16 protein-coding genes and 1 tRNA gene are annotated in these 18,788 nt (G+C 67.2%); 6 read left to right on the top strand and 11 right to left on the bottom strand.

Annotated features, from left to right (window positions below):
- Positions 1 to 43 precede the first annotated feature (43 nt).
- The 9 genes from QFZ27_RS25415 to QFZ27_RS25375 all read right to left on the bottom strand — a co-directional run bounded on the left by QFZ27_RS25415 (position 44) and on the right by QFZ27_RS25375 (position 11,309).
- On the bottom strand, positions 44 to 370 hold the full coding sequence (locus QFZ27_RS25415) for a protealysin inhibitor emfourin (RefSeq protein WP_429229252.1): 327 nt from the start codon (positions 368 to 370) through the stop codon (positions 44 to 46).
- A 26-nt stretch (positions 371 to 396) separates the two neighbouring features.
- On the bottom strand, positions 397 to 1,470 hold the full coding sequence (locus QFZ27_RS25410) for a M4 family metallopeptidase (protein WP_429229251.1): 1,074 nt from the start codon (positions 1,468 to 1,470) through the stop codon (positions 397 to 399).
- A gap of 68 nt (positions 1,471 to 1,538) precedes the next feature.
- Positions 1,539 to 3,998, bottom strand: a complete 2,460-nt coding sequence (locus tag QFZ27_RS25405; RefSeq protein ID WP_429229250.1) for a hypothetical protein — start codon at positions 3,996 to 3,998, stop codon at positions 1,539 to 1,541.
- A gap of 361 nt (positions 3,999 to 4,359) precedes the next feature.
- A complete protein-coding gene (glmS, locus tag QFZ27_RS25400; RefSeq protein WP_429229249.1) occupies positions 4,360 to 6,183 on the bottom strand; it encodes a glutamine--fructose-6-phosphate transaminase (isomerizing) in 1,824 nt (607 codons plus the stop codon).
- Positions 6,183 to 7,559 carry a bifunctional UDP-N-acetylglucosamine diphosphorylase/glucosamine-1-phosphate N-acetyltransferase GlmU gene (gene glmU / locus QFZ27_RS25395; protein WP_429229248.1) on the bottom strand — a complete coding sequence of 459 codons (1,377 nt, stop codon included), beginning with the start codon at positions 7,557 to 7,559 and terminating at the stop codon, positions 6,183 to 6,185. The genes glmS and glmU overlap by 1 nt, the downstream gene beginning before the upstream one ends.
- Before the next feature lie 102 nt (positions 7,560 to 7,661).
- Complete coding sequence (locus QFZ27_RS25390) at positions 7,662 to 8,501, bottom strand: DUF3108 domain-containing protein (RefSeq protein ID WP_429229247.1); 840 nt, start codon at positions 8,499 to 8,501, stop codon at positions 7,662 to 7,664.
- 183 nt (positions 8,502 to 8,684) lie between these two features.
- A tRNA-Val gene (locus tag QFZ27_RS25385) sits at positions 8,685 to 8,759 on the bottom strand.
- Positions 8,760 to 8,839: 80 nt separating this feature from the next.
- Positions 8,840 to 9,841, bottom strand: coding sequence for a tRNA dihydrouridine(20/20a) synthase DusA (dusA, locus tag QFZ27_RS25380; protein ID WP_429229246.1), 1,002 nt, complete (start codon positions 9,839 to 9,841; stop codon positions 8,840 to 8,842).
- Positions 9,842 to 9,896: 55 nt separating this feature from the next.
- Complete coding sequence (locus tag QFZ27_RS25375) at positions 9,897 to 11,309, bottom strand: DEAD/DEAH box helicase (RefSeq protein WP_429229245.1); 1,413 nt, start codon at positions 11,307 to 11,309, stop codon at positions 9,897 to 9,899.
- Positions 11,310 to 11,658: 349 nt separating this feature from the next.
- Between QFZ27_RS25375 and QFZ27_RS25370 the strand changes: the two genes are divergently transcribed.
- Positions 11,659 to 12,573 carry a LysR family transcriptional regulator gene (locus QFZ27_RS25370; protein WP_429229244.1) on the top strand — a complete coding sequence of 305 codons (915 nt, stop codon included), beginning with the start codon at positions 11,659 to 11,661 and terminating at the stop codon, positions 12,571 to 12,573.
- Here QFZ27_RS25370 and QFZ27_RS25365 read toward each other — a convergent pair.
- Together QFZ27_RS25365 and QFZ27_RS25360 are read right to left on the bottom strand one after the other, a co-directional pair.
- Positions 12,570 to 12,926, bottom strand: a complete 357-nt coding sequence (locus QFZ27_RS25365; protein ID WP_429229243.1) for a hypothetical protein — start codon at positions 12,924 to 12,926, stop codon at positions 12,570 to 12,572. The genes QFZ27_RS25370 and QFZ27_RS25365 overlap by 4 nt on opposite strands.
- A gap of 6 nt (positions 12,927 to 12,932) precedes the next feature.
- Positions 12,933 to 13,055 carry a hypothetical protein gene (locus QFZ27_RS25360; RefSeq protein WP_429229242.1) on the bottom strand — a complete coding sequence of 41 codons (123 nt, stop codon included), beginning with the start codon at positions 13,053 to 13,055 and terminating at the stop codon, positions 12,933 to 12,935.
- 163 nt (positions 13,056 to 13,218) lie between these two features.
- Here QFZ27_RS25360 and QFZ27_RS25355 point away from each other — a divergent pair, with 163 nt between their 5' ends.
- The 5 genes from QFZ27_RS25355 to QFZ27_RS25335 all read left to right on the top strand — a co-directional run bounded on the left by QFZ27_RS25355 (position 13,219) and on the right by QFZ27_RS25335 (position 18,778).
- Positions 13,219 to 14,382 carry an ABC transporter substrate-binding protein gene (locus QFZ27_RS25355; protein WP_429229241.1) on the top strand — a complete coding sequence of 388 codons (1,164 nt, stop codon included), beginning with the start codon at positions 13,219 to 13,221 and terminating at the stop codon, positions 14,380 to 14,382.
- A gap of 158 nt (positions 14,383 to 14,540) precedes the next feature.
- Positions 14,541 to 15,572, top strand: coding sequence for an ABC transporter ATP-binding protein (locus tag QFZ27_RS25350; protein ID WP_429229240.1), 1,032 nt, complete (start codon positions 14,541 to 14,543; stop codon positions 15,570 to 15,572).
- A complete protein-coding gene (locus QFZ27_RS25345; RefSeq protein ID WP_429229239.1) occupies positions 15,569 to 16,516 on the top strand; it encodes an ABC transporter permease in 948 nt (315 codons plus the stop codon). Before QFZ27_RS25350 ends, QFZ27_RS25345 begins: the two co-directional genes overlap by 4 nt.
- Positions 16,506 to 17,336, top strand: coding sequence for an ABC transporter permease (locus QFZ27_RS25340; RefSeq protein ID WP_429229238.1), 831 nt, complete (start codon positions 16,506 to 16,508; stop codon positions 17,334 to 17,336). Before QFZ27_RS25345 ends, QFZ27_RS25340 begins: the two co-directional genes overlap by 11 nt.
- A 14-nt stretch (positions 17,337 to 17,350) precedes the next feature.
- On the top strand, positions 17,351 to 18,778 hold the full coding sequence (locus QFZ27_RS25335; RefSeq protein ID WP_429229237.1) for a gamma-aminobutyraldehyde dehydrogenase: 1,428 nt from the start codon (positions 17,351 to 17,353) through the stop codon (positions 18,776 to 18,778).
- Positions 18,779 to 18,788 lie beyond the last annotated feature (10 nt).

Below are 18,788 nucleotides of genomic sequence, written 5' to 3'. Positions count from 1 at the left end.
TCGTCGGTGTCCGGCGCCAGGCCGCACCCGCAGGGGATGCGGATTATGGCCGCTTCTTCCCCCGCAGCGCCCGGACCTGGTCCTGCAGGCAGCGGACCAGGTCCTTCAGGGTCGGATCGGCGATCGGCTCAGGCAAATCGAGCGTGCGGCTGCGGCCGTCCTGCTCGACCGTCAGCGTGAAGCAGCGGGCGTCAGGCATTGACAGCCGTTCCGGCGCCGCCGGGCGGTCAAGGACATGGGCAGCGCGCACCAGCGCCTCGATCCGGGCGGCTTCCGCCGGCGGCAGCGCCGCGAGGTCCAGCACCATCGGCTCGGCCAGCCCCGGCGCGTAGAACAGGCCTGGGCTCGACATCGCGAAGGTGATCCGCATCGTCCGCTCCTGCGCCGGCCGGGGCGTCAGCCGGTCGGGATGCCGACCTGCTTCCAGGCCTCGGCCACGGCCTTGACCTCGGCCTTCTTCGCGCCCGGCAGCCGGCCTGCCACATCCACCGTCACCGCGGCGAAATCGGCGAATTTCGTGGTCTCGGTCACCCGGGCGTCGCGAAGCGCATCGTACCAGATCCGGCCCGCCCGCTCCCAGGCATTGCCGCCGATGGCGGTGGCGGCCAGGTAGAAGGCCCGGTTCGGGATGCCGGAATTGATGTGGACGCCGCCATTGTCCTGCATCGTGTCGACATAGTCGTCCATATGGCCGGGCTGCCTGTCCTTGCCCAGCACCGGGTCGTCATAGGCGGTGCCGGGCGCCTTCATCGAGCGCAGGCCGACGCCCTGCACCTTGGCGGTGAACAGTCCCCCGCCGATGATCCAGTCGGCCTCGTCAGCGGTCTGCTTCAGCACCCATTGCTTGGCCAGCGACCCCCAGACGTCGGACAGGGATTCGTTCAGCGCCCCGGGCTGCTGCATGTAGACGAGGGCGGCCTCGTCCTCGGTGACGCCGTGGCCGAGTTCATGGCCGATGACGTCGAGCGAGGCGGTGAAGCGGTTGAACAGGTCACCGTCGCCATCGCCGAAGACCATGCGTTGGCCGTTCCAGAAGGCGTTGTTGTAGTCCTCGCCGTAATGGACCGTGGCGTCGAGCGCCATGCCGTCATCGTCGATCGAGTTGCGGCGGTAGGCCTCGAGGAAGAAGTCGAAGGTGTAACCGAGGGCGTCATAGGCCTCGTCGACCGCGATATCGCCGGACGGCCCCTGCCCCTCGGCACGCACCAACCGGCCCGGCAGGGTCTCGCTGTTGCCGGCGGTATGGATGCTGCGCTGGCGCGACGGCGGCATGGCCAGCCTGCGGCTGCGGCGCGCCGCCACCGGCTGTGCCACCGCCAACCGGACGCGCATGGTGCGGAACGTCGTGTCGATGCCGAGCGCCCGGTTGGCGGCCGCCTTCTGCGCCGTGCTGCCATTGGCCAGGATGGCGCGCAGCATGTAGGGCGGCAGGATGCAGAAGATCGAATGGCGGTGATGTCGGGTGCACATGGGACTCTCCCTCTTCCGACAGGCGATCATTCCCAGACGGGGCGCACCCGATAGAAGCCGCGGTGCCGCTATTCGTTCCCGGCCTCCTCGTCCCGATCCCGCGCCGGCGGAGCCGCGTATTCCGAAAGCCCGACGAAGGGGAAATAGGCGACAAAGGTCGCGACGAACATGGCACCCGCCAAGATGAGAGTCTGTGACCTCACGCTGCGGTCCTTGATCAGCTCGGAAACGACGTTTCCCAGCAAGAGAACGATATAGGTGAAGGCCTGACGGGCATGCGCGACATCGGTCCCCTGGCGACGAACTTCGGCGAAGGTGTGTTTGAGCTTGAACCCCACCTTGGCCCGGAACCGGGCAATACCCTGCACTCCCTGACTTGCGTTCGGGTCGCCCGGCATCGCCGGCTCGAGGCCCTGCGCAATCCTGTCGAAGTACTGGTTGAAGGCACGGTACGAAATCGTCTCCAGCAGTTCGACCGCCGTATAGGCCGCAACATATTTTCCGACCTCCTTGGCGGCTTCCACTCCGGCCAGGCCGGCCGCCTGGGAACCGGCACCGCTATGCACCAATCCTTGAGCGATCAGAATGGTCGTCAACTGGGAGTACAGCGAGTACGCCACATTGTCGCCGAGCACCGCCCGCATGTTCAGCAGCAGGTCGCCGCGACGGTTCTGCGTCACCGGCATGAACAGATTGGCCATGTCGCGCAGGCCTATGATCAGCGCCCTGGCAGCCGCCGGCGCCTGGGCCGCGACCCCGCCCCCGGCTCTGTCGGCGGCGACGGTCGCTCCGATCATCATGAGGGTGTTGGTGACGAGCGAAGCGTATTGCTTTGCTGTCGGTACCAATCGGTCTGCTTCCGGCCGGTTGGCGCTGGTGTCGTAGATCAGACCGCCAGCCTTTACCGCGATCGGCAGGAAATTCAGCCCGATCAGCAATGCGGCGAGATCCTGTTGCGTCTTGTCGCTGCTTGCGCTGATGCCATAGGCGCTCGATTCGCGGACGGTGGCAAACGTGGCCAGAAACGCGGCGTCACGCAAAAGAATTTTTCCGATGTCCCGGCCGGCGCGCAGCATGCTTGCGCTCGCCGCCGCGTCCATCCTCTCCCCCCCAGCCTCCTCAGCCTCGATGACGAGTTCCTCAATTCTCTGCCTCGTCTCCCCGAGATCCGGCGGGGCAATCTCTCCCTCGACATCCGGTTCCTGCGGTTGCGTTGTCGGCGCCGGAGTTATCTCGTCATCCTGAAGCGATTCTGGCAGTTTCTGGATAGCGCGACGGAGCGCTTCGCCGTCCAGTCGCTCCAAAATCTGCATAAGCTGACTTACAGCTCTATCAATTTCCGCCTTCTGCTGATGCATTTCAGCTTTATTTTTCTCAATATCACTATATTTATCTTTATTTTTTTGTATATCATTTTCGATGTCAGATATTTTCAACTGATTTTGACCGATTTTTTCTTTAATATTTTCTATATCAATATCATATTCTTTGATTACATCATCAGTATTTCTAATATCTCGTTCCAATTTCTCTATCGTGTCATTCGCCCTTATTGACTCCTGCGTTTTTTTGTGAAATTCATCATCAATGGACTGAAGTTCGTTGATTGCGGACTCCTTCCCATCCACAAGATTGCCCAGAGCCTCGATGACGCGGGTAACCTCCTCTGTTTGTGCTGCCAGCCCCGCCAGCCTGATCCCGATCTGATCGAGTTCCTCCTGGCTGGTTTTCACAGTTTCGGAACGTCCTGCCTCAAGGGCTCTGAGTCTTGCAATTTCCGCGGCATACTCCGGGCCCGGCAGATCTTCCGACGGAGGTCCGAGGGCCACGATCTCGCGCTGCACGCCCTCGAGGCTTGCGATCGCGTCGTCGTTCCGCCCCCTGGCTGCCTGCTCTTCCTCCTGCGCCTCTGCCGTCCGCCCCGTCAGATCATCGAGTTCCCTGCCGAGAGCGCCGCGCCGTTCGGCGATCAGAGCCTTCAAGCGGCCCACATCCTTCGATTCGCCGGCTTCGCCCACCGCAATCCCCTGGGCATTCAACGCGGCGCCGACCGCCGTCCACCGTTCTTCGAATGTGTCGAACAACCCGTCGAGCTCGACCTCATAACCCTCCAGCGCCTCACGTTGTGCTTCGATCTGCTTCAGAAGCTCAAGCGAGGCATCCTGCTGCCTGCTGATATCCGTAAATGCTTGCTCCTCCGCCATTGCAAGCCGGTCGAATTCACTGAGATGGTCGCTCTGCGTCTGCTGGAGTCTGGCAAGACCCTCAAAAAGGGCGATCTGCTCTTCCGTGTCTGCCAGCTGATTGTCGAACAGGGTTTCCGATTCTTCGCGGCGGGTGGTGAGCTCTTCGTCCGTGTTGCGCCGGGCCAGCGTCCGAAGGCGCCGCGCGTCGTCGGCGATCCGTATCCGGGCAGGGTCGGTGTCCGTCAGCCGAGCCAACCAATCGATCAGTTCCGGGCCCACCGGCGGTTGCCCTTGGCTCGAGCTACTTCCGCCATTTGTCGGCTGCTGCGAACTGTCTGCCATCCTTCTCTCCCAACCCTGTCCGGAAAACCAAGTTTGTTACGCCTGACACGATCCCGGCAGGATTGGCCCGAAGGGCAGCGATGGGAATTCCGCTTTTGATATGGGCCGATACGCGACCCGGATGCCCGCCCGCCAGGCGAGACTTTTCAGAACAGCAATCCATCCCTTTGCCGTCTTCTCGCGAAAGTGGGAATTTCTTTCCAGTCGAGGCGTGACGAGATCTCCGCTTCCGCAGAGGCGATATAGAACATATCATGAACTTGAACCGTAGACGAGCGCAATGAGCATTGCGTTTACTGCAGGATCGCCGAGCAATCTGCCGCTTCCGGAAGCCCGTCAGCCTTGATCCAGGCGGAGCCCCCTACTCCACCGTGACGCTCTTGGCGAGGTTGCGGGGCTGGTCGACGTCGGTGCCCTTGGCCACGGCGGTGTGGTAGGCCAGGAGTTGCACCGGCACGGCGTAGAGGATCGGCGCGACGAAGGGGTCGACGGCCGGCAGGTCGATCGCCGCGACGGGGCCGGGTCCGAGCCTCTCGATGCCCTCGCGGTCGGAGAAGAAGATCACCTTGCCGCCGCGGGCCATCACCTCCTGCACGTTCGACACGGTCTTGTCGAACACCGGGTCGCGCGGCGCCAGCACGATCACCGGCACCTTGTCGTCGATCAGCGCGATCGGCCCGTGCTTCATCTCGCCGGCGGCATAGCCCTCGGCGTGGATGTAGCTGATCTCCTTCAGTTTCAGCGCGCCTTCCAGCGCCAGCGGGTAGGACAGGCCGCGGCCGAGATACAGCACGTCGCGCGCCAGCGCCACCTGGTGGGCCAGGTCGCGGATCGTGGCGTCGTGATTCAGCACGTCGGCCAGGCGGCCCGGCACCTCGGTCAGGGCGGTGGACAGCGCCGCCTCCCGCGCCGCGTCGATGGCGCCGCGCGCCCTGGCCGCGGCGACGGCCAGGCAGGCCAGCACGGTCAGCTGGGTGGTGAAGGCCTTGGTCGAGGCGACGCCGATCTCCGGCCCGGCCAGGGTCTGGATTACCGCGTCGCTCTCGCGCGCGATCGAACTGTCCGGCACGTTGACGATCGACAGGATGCGCTGGCCCTGCGACCGGGCGTAGCGCAGCGCCGCCAGCGTGTCCGCGGTTTCGCCCGACTGCGATACGAAGATGGCCAGGCCGCCCTCGGGCAGCGGCGCCTCGCGGTAGCGGAACTCCGAGGCGATGTCGATCTCGACCGGCAGCCTGGCCACGGTCTCGAACCAGTATTTCGCCACCATGCCGGCATAGAAGGCGGTGCCGCAGGCGACGATGGTGGCGCGCGGCACGGCGGCAAAGTCGAAGGGCAGCGGCGGCAGCACGATCGCCCGGGTGGCCGGGTCCAGCATGGTGCGCAGCGTGTCGCCCACCACTGCCGGCTGCTCGTAGATCTCCTTCAGCATGTAGTGGCGGAAATCGCCCTTGCCGATCAGCGCGCCGGTGGTGGCGATCGGCTTGACCGGCCGGGCGACCGACTGGTCCGTGGCGTCGTAGATCTCGACGCCCGAGCGCGCGATCACCGCCCAGTCGCCCTCGTCGAGATAGCAGATCCTGTCGGTCCAGGCGCCGATCGCCAGCGCGTCGGAGCCGACATACATCTCGCCGTCGCCGAAGCCGATGGCCAGGGGCGAGCCGCGGCGGGCGACGACCAGCAGGTCCTCCTCGCCGTTGAACAGGAAGGCCAGGGCGAAGGCGCCCTCCAGCCGCTTCAGCGCCGCCGCGCTGGCCTCGCGCGGCGCCATCTGCCGGTCGAGATAATGGCTGACCAGATGGGCGACGATCTCGGAATCGGTCTCGGTGGCGAAGACGTGGCCGAGCCCTTCCAGCTCCTGCCGCAGCTCACGAAAATTCTCGATGATGCCGTTGTGCACGATCGCCACCCGGTCGGTCGCGTGCGGATGGGCGTTGGTCTCGTTCGGTCGGCCATGGGTGGCCCAGCGGGTGTGGCCGATGCCGATGGTGCCGTCGATCGGCGCCTCGCCGAGCCGGGCCTCGAGATGGACCAGCTTGCCCTCGGCGCGGCGGCGCTCGATCCGGCCGCCGACCAGGGTGGCGATGCCAGCCGAGTCATAGCCGCGATACTCCAGACGCTTCAGCGCCTCGACCAGGCGCGAGGCGACCGGCCGCGTCCCGACGATGCCGACGATGCCGCACATCAGCTCTTCTCCTGCTCGCGCCCAGCTTTTCGCTCACGCTCAGCCTTCTCGGCCTTCTTCTTCGCGCGATAGGCTGGCGCCCAGCCGGGCTTGTCCGCCTGCCGGGCACGGCCGATCGCCAGCGAATCCGGGGCGACATCGCGGGTGATAACGCTGCCGGCGGCGATGTTGGAGCGGTCGCCGACGGTCAGCGGCGCCACCAGCACGGTGTCGGAGCCGACGAAGACCTCGGCGCCGATGCTGGTGCGGAACTTGTTGTAGCCGTCGTAGTTCGAGACGATGGTGCCGGCGCCGATATTGGTCTTCGCGCCGACCGAGACGTCGCCGAGATAGCTCAGGTGGTTGGCCTTGGCGCCGGCGGCGAGATCGGCCGCCTTGAGCTCGACGAAGTTGCCGATATGCGCCCCCTCGCCCACCACCGTGACCGGACGCAGCCGGGCGAAGGGCCCGATGCGGGCGCCGGTACGGATCGTCGCCCCCTCGATATGGCTGAAGCCAAGGATCTCGACCCCGTCCTCGACGGTGACGCCGGGGCCGATGAAGGTCGACGGCCCGATCACCACGTCGCGCCCGAGCTTCGTGTCGACCGAGAGCCAGACGGTCTTCGGGTCGACCAGCGTGGCGCCGCCAAGCATGGCCTGGCGGCGCAGCCGGTCCTGCAGGATCGCCTCGGCATCGGCCAGCTCGACCCGGGAATTGATGCCCAGCACCTCGGCCGGGTCGCCCTCGACCACGCTGCAAGCCCAGCCGCGGGCCCGCGCCGCCTCGACCGTGTCGGTCAGGAAGAACTCGCCCTTGGCGTTGTTCGCCTTCAGCGCCGCGATCAGCTCCGGCAGGCGGCGACCGTCGAAGGTCATGATGCCAGCGTTGCACAGGCCGATCTGGCGCTCGAAATCGCTGGCCTCGGAGAATTCGACGATGCGGTCGAGGCCGCCATCGCCGGTCAGCACCAGCCGGCCGTATTGCAGCGGGTCGGCCGGGCGCATGCCGAGCACCACCACCGCCGGATTCTCCGCGGCGCGGCGGGCCGCGACCAGCCGCTCCAGCGTCTCCGTCGTCAGCAGCGGCGTGTCGCCGAACAGGACGATGACGTCGCCCGCGAAGCCCTCGATCGCCGGCAGCGCCGCGCGCACCGCGTCACCGGTGCCCTTCTGCTCGGGCTGAACCACCGACGGGACCGGGGCGACGCTCTTGGCCACCGCTTCCATCCCCGGCCCCACCACCACGGCGATCCGCTCCGGCGCCAGCGCCTGGGCGGCGGCGACCACATGGCCGAGCATCGACCGGCCGGCGATCTCGTGCATCACCTTGGGACGGTCGGATTTCATCCGGGTGCCCTTGCCGGCGGCGAGGATCAGGCAGGCGACAGCGCTCACGGGGGCTCCACAATCACGGACCATGTCCCGCGTGGTCTGCCACGGACGCCGCGAAAGCGAAATTCAATTATTGTTGCGACGGGTTACGCCATCCGGCTGAGATCAGGAGGCGCCCGCCGTGATCGCCCGCAGATGCACGATCACGAGGCCCCACGGCGATTCGCTCTGGATCCGCACCGGCACCGCCGGCAGGCCGGCGCCCGGCGAGGCCAGCCAGGTGTCGACCACCCGCTGCTCCGACGCCCGCGAGCTGCGCTGGAAATACTCGGTCGGCTTCGGGCTGCGCCGCTCGTCGCCGAAATTGAAGTCGCCGACCACCGGGGTCAGCGACGCGGTGCAGCGCAGGGCCGACCCGCCATATATCCCCAGATCCGATTTCTGCAGCGTCACCGTGCCGCCATCGGTCAGGTCGGCACGGTACAGCCGGCGCCCGTCGAACACCGGCACAGCGCCCTTGCAGGCCTCGCTTCCGAGACGCAGGGCCTGCAGGATCGAGACCACGCCGCTGAGCGGATCCACGGCATGGACCAACTGCTCGGGAGGAATGGTCTGTTCGCGCTTCGGCTTCTTGCGCGGGACGATGTCGACATCCATCCGGCCGCCGCCGAGGAAGCTGATGGTGGTGGTCCTGGCATCATCGCCGTTGATCCGCTCGACCACATTGCGGGCCGGGCGCACCCGGGCGCCGTCCAGCGCGCCGCTCGACTGCACGTTCGAGCGCCAGTCGCTGAAGGTGGCGGCGATGCCGACGACATGGGCCGACAGTTCGACGTCGTAGCGGTCGCCCGCGAGCGAGACGCCGGAGGTCACCTCCAGCATGCGCACGCCGCCGACATAGACGTCATAGGTCATGCGGGCGCTGGCATCGGCGGCCGCGGCGGGGTTTGCCGCAAGCAGGGCGCCGGTCAGGGCGGCGATGGCGATGGGGAGGAGACGGGGCATGCGCGTCTTGTACCTCGCAGCGGCGACGGGTGGCCAGACTGGGAAGAAACTGGGGCGCGATTGCGGCGATAACCAGGGGCGGGCTGATTGCGCGACCTGGAGCTCCCTACGATGTCAGCGTAGTGCTCTCTCGCCGCGTTACGGCATCTTGCTGCCGTGGCAGCAATGAGATCGGAGATGGAATGGTGGGCGCGACAGGGATTGAACCTGTGACCCCTCCCGTGTGAAGGGAGTGCTCTCCCGCTGAGCTACGCGCCCCCGCGTCGTCGGGGCCGCTTAAGTACGAGGCGGCACCCCGGCTGTCAAGGCCGCAATGTGGCGGCCGGACCGTGTTTCCGTCAGGCCGCCCGGCGCTGCTCGATCGCTGTCTCGACCAGGTCGACGGCAGTGCGCAGCACCTCCGGCCCCGCCCCCGGGCGATGGGCATTCTCGGCCAGGTGGCGGCGGAAGGCGCGGGCGCCCGGCACGGCTTGGTACAGGCCGAGGATGTGGCGGGTCATCGACCCCAACGGCACGCCCTTGGAGCGGTTCGCCTCGACATAGGGCAGGAAACCATCGACCACGTCGCGGCGGCTGTGGACCGGCCCGTCCTCGCCGAAGATGCGGCGGTCGGCTTCGGCCAGCATCCAGGGGTTCTGATAGGCCTCGCGGCCGATCATGACGCCGTCGAGATGCGCCAGCTGCTCCGCGGCGGCGTCGAGCGAGGTGATGCCGCCATTGATCGCGATGGTCAGATGCGGGAAGTCGCGCTTCAGCCGGTGCACCACCTCGTAGCGCAGCGGCGGGATCTCGCGGTTTTCCTTCGGGCTCAGCCCGCTCAGCCAGGCCTTGCGGGCGTGGACGATGAAGGTGTCGCAGCCGGCCTCGGCGATAGTGCCGATGAAGGCAACCAGCTCTTCATAGCTGTCGCGGTCGTCGATGCCGATGCGCGACTTGACGGTGACCGGCACGTCGCAGGCGGCGCGCATCGCCGCGACGCAGGCGGCGACGGTCGCAGGTTCCGCCATCAGGCAGGCGCCGAAGCGGCCGGACTGCACCCGGTCGCTGGGGCAGCCGACATTCATGTTGATCTCGGCATAGCCCCAGTCGGCGCCGATGGCGGCGGCGCGGGCCATCGCCTCCGGGTCGCTGCCGCCGAGTTGCAGCGCCACCGGCTGCTCCGCCTCGGAAAAGCCGAGGATGCGGTCGCGGTCGCCATGCAGCACCGCCCCGGTCGTCACCATCTCGGTGTACAGCCGGACGCGGCGCGAGACCTGGCGCAAAAAAAATCGTTGATGGCGATCAGTCCAGTCCATCATGGGTGCGACGGACAGGCGATGCGTGTCGGCGGTCGAGATCATGGCCGCACTCTATCGAGAAGAGCGCCGGGACCGAAGCCCCGGCGCGTCCTTTTGGTTACCGACCGACCGGCCGGCGGCGCATCGGCGCCGAGCCGGCGTCGTTGGCCGGCGCCGCGCGGCGCTCGCCGCCCTGCTGCGCCGGGCGCTGACCCTGCGCCTGAGCATGATGCCCGCCATGGCCATGCGGACGCTGGCCCTGACCCTGGGGCCGCTGCCCCTGGCCGTGCGGACGCTGGCCCTGATGGCCCTGCGGGCGCTGGCCCTGGCCCTGCGGCCGGCCGCGATGCTGGCGCGGCGCCGGGCCGGCGCCGCCCTGCCGGAACGGGATGGTGGAGCGGTAGGCGTGCTCCTCCACCACCGGCACCGGCTGGCGGATCAGCTTCTCGATGTCGCGCAGGAACGCGCGTTCTTCGACGTCGCAGAACGAGATCGCCATGCCGTCGGCGCCGGCGCGCGCGGTGCGGCCGATGCGGTGGACATAGCTCTCCGGCACGTTCGGCAGCTCGAAGTTGATGACGTGGGAAACGCCGTCGACATCGATGCCGCGGGCGGCGATGTCGGTGGCCACCAGCACCCGGACCTTGCCTTGGCGGAAGCCCAGCAGGGCCCGCTCGCGCTGGCTCTGCGACTTGTTGCCGTGGATCGCGTCGGCGTTGATGCCGGCCTGGGTCAGCTGCTTGGCGACGCGGTCGGCGCCGTGCTTGGTGCGGGTGAACACCAGGACGCGGCGGATGCTCTCGTCGTCGCGCAGGATCTCGGTGAGCAGCGACCGCTTGTCGTCCTTCTCGACGAACATGACGCGCTGGTCGATCCGCTCCGCCGTGGTGGCAACCGGCGCGACCTCGACCCGCACCGGGTCGGTCAGCAGGCGGCCGGCCAGGTCCGAGATGTCGGTCGGCATGGTGGCGGAGAAGAACAGGCTCTGCCGCTTCGCCGGGATCGTCGCGACGATCTTCCGGATGGCGTGGATGAAGCCCATGTCGAGCATCTGGTCGGCCTCGTCCAGGACGAAGACCTCGAGATCGCTGAGCTTGATGGCGTTCTGGGACATCAGGTCGAGCAGGCGGCCGGGGGTGGCGACCAGGATGTCGACGCCCTGCGCCATGGTGCGGATCTGCGGGCCCATGCCGACACCGCCGAACACAGTGGTGCGGGTCAGCGGCAGGTGGCGGCCGTAGACGCGGAAGCTCTCGGCAATCTGGCTGGCCAGCTCGCGGGTCGGGCTCAGCACCAGCACGCGGCAGCCGCGGCGCGGCGGGGTGCGCCGGTCGGCCATCAGCCGGTGCAGGATCGGCAGCGCGAAGGCGGCGGTCTTGCCGGTGCCGGTCTGGGCGACGCCCAGCAGGTCGCGGCCCTGCAGCAGATGGGGAATGGACTGCGCCTGGATCGGCGTCGGGGTCTCGTAGCCTTCAGCCGACAGCGCCTTGAGCAGGAGCGGGTTCAGGCCGAGATCGGTAAAGTTGGTCAAGGGATGCTTTCGGTAACAACGACGCCGGACCACTGGACTCCGGTTCGTGCCGGAGCCATGGCGATAAGCGCGGGGTTGACGATGACGCCCCGCGCGATCTGGGCAGTCGGATGGGTTCGATCGGGACCGACAGGACGCATCCCGGAGGGAGCGCTCACGCGATCGGTGGCCGACGGCTGCTGTGGCAGCGACCGGAATGTCGTTGCGCAGTGCACAAAAGTCAAGGCTTACCGCCGATCGCATTCCTGCCCTGCATGACGCGTCAGAATATTGCGTTCGGATTCATCGATCAGGAAAGACTGCCATCGATTTTCCTTGCCGGCAGTCCTGGATAGCGGAACCGTGGGGCATGAACGTCACCCTGCGCCAGATCGCCTATTTCACCGCGGTGGCCGAGGCCGGCTCGGTGTCCGGCGGTGCCGCGGCGGTCGGCATCTCGCAATCGGCAATCACCGATGCGCTGAAGGCGCTGGAAGAGCAGACCGGCGCCCGCCTGTTCGAGCGCCATGCCCGCGGCGTGATCCTGACCTATCCCGGCCACCAGTTTCTGCGCCATGCTCGCACCATCCTGGCCGCCGTCGCCGACGCCCAGAACGCGCTGAAGACGCTGCCAGAGGCGGTGCAGGGCACCCTGCCGCTCGGCGTCACCACCATGGTGTCCGGCTATTTCCTGGCCGATCTGCTGGCCCGGTTCCGGCGGGTGTTCCCGAACGTCACGGTCGAGGTGATCGAGGAGGAGCGGACCTATATCGAGCACCTGATGATCAACGGCGAGATCGCGGTCGCGGTGATGATCGTCTCGACCCTGGACAACCGCGACGCGCTGGAGAGCGAGATCCTGGTCCGCTCCGAGAGCCGGCTGTGGCTGCCGCCTGACCACCGCTTCATGGGGCGCGAGGCGATCCCGCTGGCCGAGATCGTGGATGAGCCGCTGATCGCGCTGGCGGTGGACGAGATCGTCGAGGCCAGCGACCTGTTCTGGCGGGCCGCCGGGCTGATCCCGAGGCGGGTGCTGCGCACCGCGTCGGTCGAGGCCGTGCGCAGCCTGGTGGCGACCGGCGCCGGCGTCGCCATCCTGCCCGACATGGCCTACCGCCCTTGGTCGCTTGAAGGGGACCGGATCGAGGCGCGGCCGCTGGCCGACCCGCTGCCGACGCTCGATGTCGGCGTGGTCTGGCGCCGCGGCTCGCCGCTCTCGACCCAGGCCGAGACCTTCATCCAGGTCGCCCGCACCCACCCGGCGCCGCGCCTGCGGTCGCTCTAAAGAAGGGCTGGATCGCAATGGAGACCAGACTGTCGGCTCTCGAGTTTTCGGGGGCCGTATCGATGACGGATTTCGTTGTCCATACCGGCGACGGAGACGATGAGTTCGAGATCAACCAACACATCCAGGCGGTGATCGAGGCTCTCGGAGCCACAGCTGACCTGAGGAAACTTCATCGATTGTATTTCGATGAAACTCCTGCGGGAAAAGGCGATGTCCACACCTTCCATGGACCAGAAGGCACCAAGAACGTCTTTGTGATCGATATGTATCGCGAGCCGACAGATCAGTTGGATATCGTCGCATTCGCTGTCCGGTCCGATGAACGTCTGGGAAGGATCGTCAAGTCCCACCTGCGGTCATTCTTCGACTCTGCGGCAATCCAGCTCGCCTTTGAGGAAGCCAATATTTCTTCGCGCCTGCGCCTGATGCTCGATGAAGGCCGATATCCTCGGCTGATTGTTGAATATGGCGTCAGCCACCGGCAGATCCTGCACAGCTACCGTCCCGCAGACGGCCAGCGGCTGAAGTGCAGAGATCCGAATGAGCCATCGGTTTCCCCGATAGCAAAACAGGATATTTCATATTTCTCGGCGCTCCGGCAACGGACCTACCATTCTCCCAACAACAAACGGGGAGATCGAGATGGGATCGCAGCTTCGCCGGATGCTCGCCCTGGGCAGCGCCCTGGTGTTCGGCAGCACCACCCTGGCCGGCGCCGCGCCGTTGACGGCGGTCGGCGCGAGCGAGGGCCAGGTCGATATCGTCGCCTGGGCCGGCTATATCGAGCGCGGCGACACCGACAAGGCCTATGACTGGGTCACCGGCTTCGAGAAGGAGACCGGCTGCAAGGTCAACGTCAAGACCGCCGGCACCTCGGACGAGATGGTGGCGCTGATGAACGAGGGCGGCTTCGACCTCGTCACCGCCTCCGGCGACGCCAGCCTGCGCCTGATCTACGGAAAGCGGGTGCAGGAGATCAACACCGAGCTGGTGCCCGGCTGGAAGACGGTCGACCCACGGCTGCAGAACGCGCCCTGGTTCACCGTCGACGGCAAGCATTACGGCGTCCCCTACCAGTGGGGTCCGAACGTGCTGGCCTACAACACCGAGGTGTTCAAGGAGCCGCCGAAGAGCTGGGCCGTGGTGTTCGAGCCGACCACCCTGCCCGACGGCAAGCCGAACAAGGGCCGGATCGAGGCCTATGACGGGCCGATCTACATCGCCGACGCGGCGCTGTACCTGATGAAGGCGAAGCCCGAGCTGGGCATCAAGGACCCGTACCAGCTGAACGAGGCCCAGTACAAGGCAGCGCTCGACCTGCTGCGCGGCCAACGCCAGTTGGTGATGCGCTACTGGCACGACGCCATGGCCCAGGTCGACGACTTCGTCAACGAGGGCGTGGTCGCCTCCTCGACCTGGCCGTTCCAGGTCAACCTGCTTAAGTCGCAGAACAAGCCGATCGCCAGCGTGATCCCGGAGGAAGGGGCGACGGGGTGGGCCGACACCACCATGCTGCATGTCGATGCGGCGCATCCGAACTGCGCCTACAAGTGGATGGAGCACTCGCTGAGCCCCAAGGTGCAGGGTGACCTCGCCGCCTGGTTCGGCTCGGTGCCGGTGGTGCCCGACGCCTGCAAGGGCAATGAGTTGCTCGGCGCCGAGGGCTGCAAGACCAACGGCTTCGACAATTTCGAGAAGATCCACTTCTGGACCACGCCGCGCCAGCAATGCGAGGCGCACCCGGAAGGCTGCGTGCCCTATCTGCGCTGGACCACGGACTACATCGCGGTCCTGGGCGGACGTTAGTCTCCCCCGGACGTTCCTCCATCCTGTCATCGCCGGGCTTGACCCGGCGATCCAGGGGCCACGAAGACCGCTCTTGCCGCCCTGGATGCCCGGGTCAAGCCCGGGCATGACAGGAAAGGCATAGGGCCGCGCCCTTTGTCCATCACCGGGCCATCCTCATGACCGACCGCAGCACTGCCGTCCGCTTCGACCATGTCAGCCGCCATTTCGGGTCGGTGCGGGCGGTCGACGATGTCAGCTTCGAGATCCGCGACGGCGAGTTCTTCTCGATGCTCGGCCCCTCCGGCTCGGGCAAGACCACCTGCCTGCGCCTGATCGCGGGGTTCGAGCTGCCGACCGCGGGACACCTGCTGCTGCACGGCAGCGACGTCTCGACCACCCCGCCCTATGACCGCGACGTCAACACCGTGTTCCAGGACTACGCCCTGTTCCCGCATATGAGCGTGTGGGAGAACGTGGCCTACGGCCTGATGATCCGGCGCGTGCCGAAGCCGGAGCGGCGGCGCCGGGCCGAGGAGATGCTGGCCATGGTCAAGCTCGGCGACCTCGCCGGGCGGCGGCCGGCCCAGCTGTCGGGCGGCCAGCGCCAGCGCGTCGCCCTGGCCCGTGCCCTGGTCAACCGACCCTCGGTGCTGCTGCTGGACGAGCCGCTCGGCGCCCTCGACCTCAAGCTGCGCGAGGCGATGCAGGAGGAGCTGAAGGCACTGCAGCGCCAGGTCGGCATCACCTTCGTCTATGTCACCCACGACCAGGGCGAGGCGCTGGCGATGAGCGACCGGGTGGCAGTGTTCAACCGCGGCCGGGTCGAGCAGATCGACACGCCTGCCGCGATCTACGACCGGCCGGCCACCGCCTTCGTCGCCGGCTTCGTCGGCGCCTCGAACATGGTCGACGCCGCCACCGCCGGGAAGCTGATGGGCCAGGCGCGGCCCTTCGCCCTGCGGCCGGAGCGCATCCGGATCCTGAACGACGGCCAGCCGGCACCGGCCGATGCGGTCGAGGTGGCCGGCACGGTCGACGGCGTCAGCTTCCTCGGCGCCACCACCCGCTACCGCGTGGCGCTGGCCCCCGGCGGCGCCGTCGACGTGGTCGAATCCAATCTCGACACCGCCCCCAAGGCGCCGGGCCAAGCGGTGCGTCTGGCCTGGCGGCGCGACCACGCCCATCCGCTGGAGGGTGTCGCGGCATGACCATGGCCGCTACCCTGCCCGCCCCCGCGGCGGACGGAATTGGCCGGCGCGCGGCGCGGCTGCTGTATCGCAACGGCTGGCTGCTGCTGATCCTGCTGCTGATGCCGCCGCTGCTGTGGCTCGGCGTGGTCTATCTCGGCTCGCTGTTCGCCCTGCTGCTGCAGAGCTTCTATTCGGTCGACGGCTTCACCGGGATGATCGTCCCGGAATTCACCCTGTCGACCTATGCCGACCTGCTGACCGCCGCCAACATGGACGTGGTGCTGCGCACAGCGGGAATGGCCGCGGCGGTGACGATCCTGTGCGCGCTGATCGGCTTCCCGATCGCCTATTACGCGGCGCGCTACGCCCGCGGCCGGACCAAGGCGGCCTTCTATATCGCGATCATGCTGCCGCTGTGGTCGAGCTACCTGGTCAAGGTCTATGCCTGGAAGCTGATGCTGGCGCGCGAGGGCGTGGTCACCTGGCTGGCCGGGCAGTTGCACCTGACCTGGCTGCTGGACGGCATCCTGGCCCTGCCGGTGGTCGGCGGCGCGTCGCTGTCCAGCGCCTATCTCGGCACCGCCACGGTCTTCGTCTACATCTGGCTGCCCTACATGATCCTGCCGGTGCAGGCGGCGCTGGAGCGGGTGCCGCGATCGCTGACCGAGGCCTCGGCCGATCTCGGCGCCAAGCCGTCGCAGACCTTCCGGACGGTGATCCTGCCGCTGGCCTTCCCGGGCGTGGCCGCCGGGTCGATCTTCACCTTCTCGCTGACCCTGGGCGACTACATCATCCCGGGGATCATTGGCTCCTCCCGCCCCTTCATCGGCCAGGTGGTGCTGCAGCTGCAGGGCACCGCCGGCAACGTGCCGCTGGCCGCCGCCTTCACCGTGGTGCCGATCGTGATCATGGCGGTGTATCTGACGGCGGCGAAACGCCTGGGGGCCTTCGATGCGCTCTGACGGCAAAGCCACCGCAGGGACCAGCGCGCCGCTCGGCCTGCGGCTGATGGCGCTCGCCGGCATCCTGTTCCTGCATGTGCCGCTGCTGTTCATCCTGCTCTACGCCTTCTCCAGCGACGAGAAGACCTTCCAGTTCCCGCCGCCCGGCCTGACCTTGCAATGGTTCGCCGTCGCCTGGCTGGACCGGCCGGACATCTGGGCCGCGCTGTGGCTGTCGGTGAAGGTGGCGGCGATGGCGACGCTGCTGGCGATCGTGCTGGGCACCTGCGCCGCCGCCGCGGTCTGGCGCAGCAAGTTCTTCGGGCGCGAGTCGCTGTCGCTGCTGATCATCCTGCCGATCGCGCTGCCCGGCATCATCACCGGCATCGCCCTGCGTTCGGCCTATTCGCTGATGGAGATCCCGTTCAGCTTCTGGACCATCGTCATCGGCCACGCCACCTTCTGCATCGTCGTCGTCTACAACAACGTGCTGGCCCGGTTCCGGCGTACCTCCGGCTCGCTGATCGAGGCGTCGATGGATCTCGGCGCCGACGGATTCCAGACCTTCCGCCACGTGGTGCTGCCGAACATCGCCACGGCGCTGCTGGCCGGCGGCATGCTGGCCTTCGCGCTCAGCTTCGACGAGGTCATCGTCACCACCTTCACCGCCGGCCAGCAGCAGACCCTGCCGATCTGGATGCTGAGCGAGCTGATCAAGCCGCGGCAAAGGCCGGTGACGAATGTGGTCGCCATCATCGTCATCGTCGTGACGTTCCTGCCGATCCTCGGCGCCTATTACCTGACCCGCGACACCCACGACTTCTCCGGCTCCGGCAAGTAAGAGGGAGATCTTCCATGGACATCGAGCTTCTGATCGACGGCGCCTTTGCCAAGGGCGAAGGCCAGGCCGAGCAGGTGCTGAACCCGGCGACGGGCAAGCTGATCGTCGAGGTGCCGGAGGCGTCCCAGGCCCAGCTCAACGCCGCGGTGGCCGCCGCCGCTCGCGCCTTCGAGGGCTGGTCGGTCACCACGCCGGCGCAGCGGGCCAGGCATCTGCTGAGGCTGGCCGACGCGATCGAGCGCGAGGCCGAGGCCTTCGCCCGGCTGGAATCGCTGAACTGCGGCAAGCCCTATGCCCGGGTGCTGGAAGACGAGCTGCCGGCGATCATCGACACCTTCCGGTTCTTTGCCGGCGCCACACGCTGCCTGACCGGCTCGGCCGCGGGCGAATACGTCGCCAACCACACCAGCATGATCCGGCGCGACCCGATCGGCGTGGTCGGGTCGATCGCGCCCTGGAACTACCCGCTGATGATGCTGGCCTGGAAGATCGCCCCGGCCCTGGCCGCCGGCAACACGGTGGTGATGAAGCCGTCGGAGCAGACGCCGCTGACCGCGCTGAAGCTGGGCCGCACCCTGGCCGAGATCTTCCCCAAGGGGGTGATCAACATCGTCACCGGGCGCGGCGAGACCATTGGCTCGGCCCTGACCGCCCATCCGCAGGTGCGGATGGTGTCGCTGACCGGCGACATCGCCACCGGCCAGAAGGTGCTGCAGGCGGCGGTGAAGAACCTGAAGCGCACCCATCTCGAGCTCGGCGGCAAGGCGCCGGTGCTGGTGTTCGACGACGCCGATCTCGACGCCGTGGTGGCGGGGGTGCGCGCCGGCGGCTTCTACAATGCCGGGCAGGACTGCACCGCCGCCTGCCGCATCTATGCCGGGCCGAAGATCTATGACCGGCTGGTGGCCGACCTGGCCGGCGCCGTCGCCAGCCTGAAATACGGCTCGCCCGACGACGCCGCGACCGAGCTGGGGCCGCTGATCAGCGAGCGCCAGCGCGACCGGGTGGCCAGCTTCGTCGAGCGCGCGGCGGCGCAGAAGCACACCGAGATCGTCACCGGCGGCAGCAAGGCCGAGGGCGACGGCTACTTCTTCAAGCCGACCCTGGTGGCCGGCGCGCTGCAGAGCGACGAGATCGTGCGCAAGGAGGTGTTCGGGCCGGTGGTCTCGGTCACCCGCTTCGACGACCCGGACGCCGCCATCGCCTGGGCCAATGACAGCGACTACGGCCTGGCCTCCTCGGTCTGGACGTCAAACGTGAAGACGGCGCTGAAGACAGCGGCCAGGCTGCAATATGGCTGCGTCTGGGTGAACGCGCATTTCACCCTGACCAGCGAGATGCCGCATGGCGGGCTGAAGATGTCCGGCTACGGCAAGGACATGTCGATGTACGGGCTGGAGGATTACACCGTCGTCCGCCATGTGATGCTGAATTTCGGGTAGAGCCAGTCGG

Source organism: Inquilinus ginsengisoli (assembly GCF_050434925.1).
GTDB lineage: Bacteria > Pseudomonadota > Alphaproteobacteria > DSM-16000 > Inquilinaceae > Inquilinus > Inquilinus ginsengisoli_B.
This window is presented reverse-complemented; position numbering and strand designations above follow the sequence as displayed.

What these genes read in the sequence shown, in the direction of transcription:
- QFZ27_RS25335 (WP_429229237.1), top strand. Translation starts at nt 17,351, where the DNA reads ATGGACATCGAGCTTCTGATCGACGGCGCCTTTGCCAAGGGCGAAGGC.
- QFZ27_RS25345 (WP_429229239.1), top strand. Translation starts at nt 15,569, where the DNA reads ATGACCATGGCCGCTACCCTGCCCGCCCCCGCGGCGGACGGAATTGGC.
- QFZ27_RS25355 (WP_429229241.1), top strand. Translation starts at nt 13,219, where the DNA reads ATGGGATCGCAGCTTCGCCGGATGCTCGCCCTGGGCAGCGCCCTGGTG.
- QFZ27_RS25370 (WP_429229244.1), top strand. Translation starts at nt 11,659, where the DNA reads ATGAACGTCACCCTGCGCCAGATCGCCTATTTCACCGCGGTGGCCGAG.
- dusA (WP_429229246.1), bottom strand. Translation starts at nt 9,841, where the DNA reads ATGATCTCGACCGCCGACACGCATCGCCTGTCCGTCGCACCCATGATG.
- QFZ27_RS25390 (WP_429229247.1), bottom strand. Translation starts at nt 8,501, where the DNA reads ATGCCCCGTCTCCTCCCCATCGCCATCGCCGCCCTGACCGGCGCCCTG.
- QFZ27_RS25350 (WP_429229240.1), top strand. Translation starts at nt 14,541, where the DNA reads ATGACCGACCGCAGCACTGCCGTCCGCTTCGACCATGTCAGCCGCCAT.
- QFZ27_RS25340 (WP_429229238.1), top strand. Translation starts at nt 16,506, where the DNA reads ATGCGCTCTGACGGCAAAGCCACCGCAGGGACCAGCGCGCCGCTCGGC.
- glmS (WP_429229249.1), bottom strand. Translation starts at nt 6,183, where the DNA reads ATGTGCGGCATCGTCGGCATCGTCGGGACGCGGCCGGTCGCCTCGCGC.
- QFZ27_RS25410 (WP_429229251.1), bottom strand. Translation starts at nt 1,470, where the DNA reads ATGTGCACCCGACATCACCGCCATTCGATCTTCTGCATCCTGCCGCCC.
- QFZ27_RS25415 (WP_429229252.1), bottom strand. Translation starts at nt 370, where the DNA reads ATGCGGATCACCTTCGCGATGTCGAGCCCAGGCCTGTTCTACGCGCCG.
- QFZ27_RS25405 (WP_429229250.1), bottom strand. Translation starts at nt 3,998, where the DNA reads ATGGCAGACAGTTCGCAGCAGCCGACAAATGGCGGAAGTAGCTCGAGC.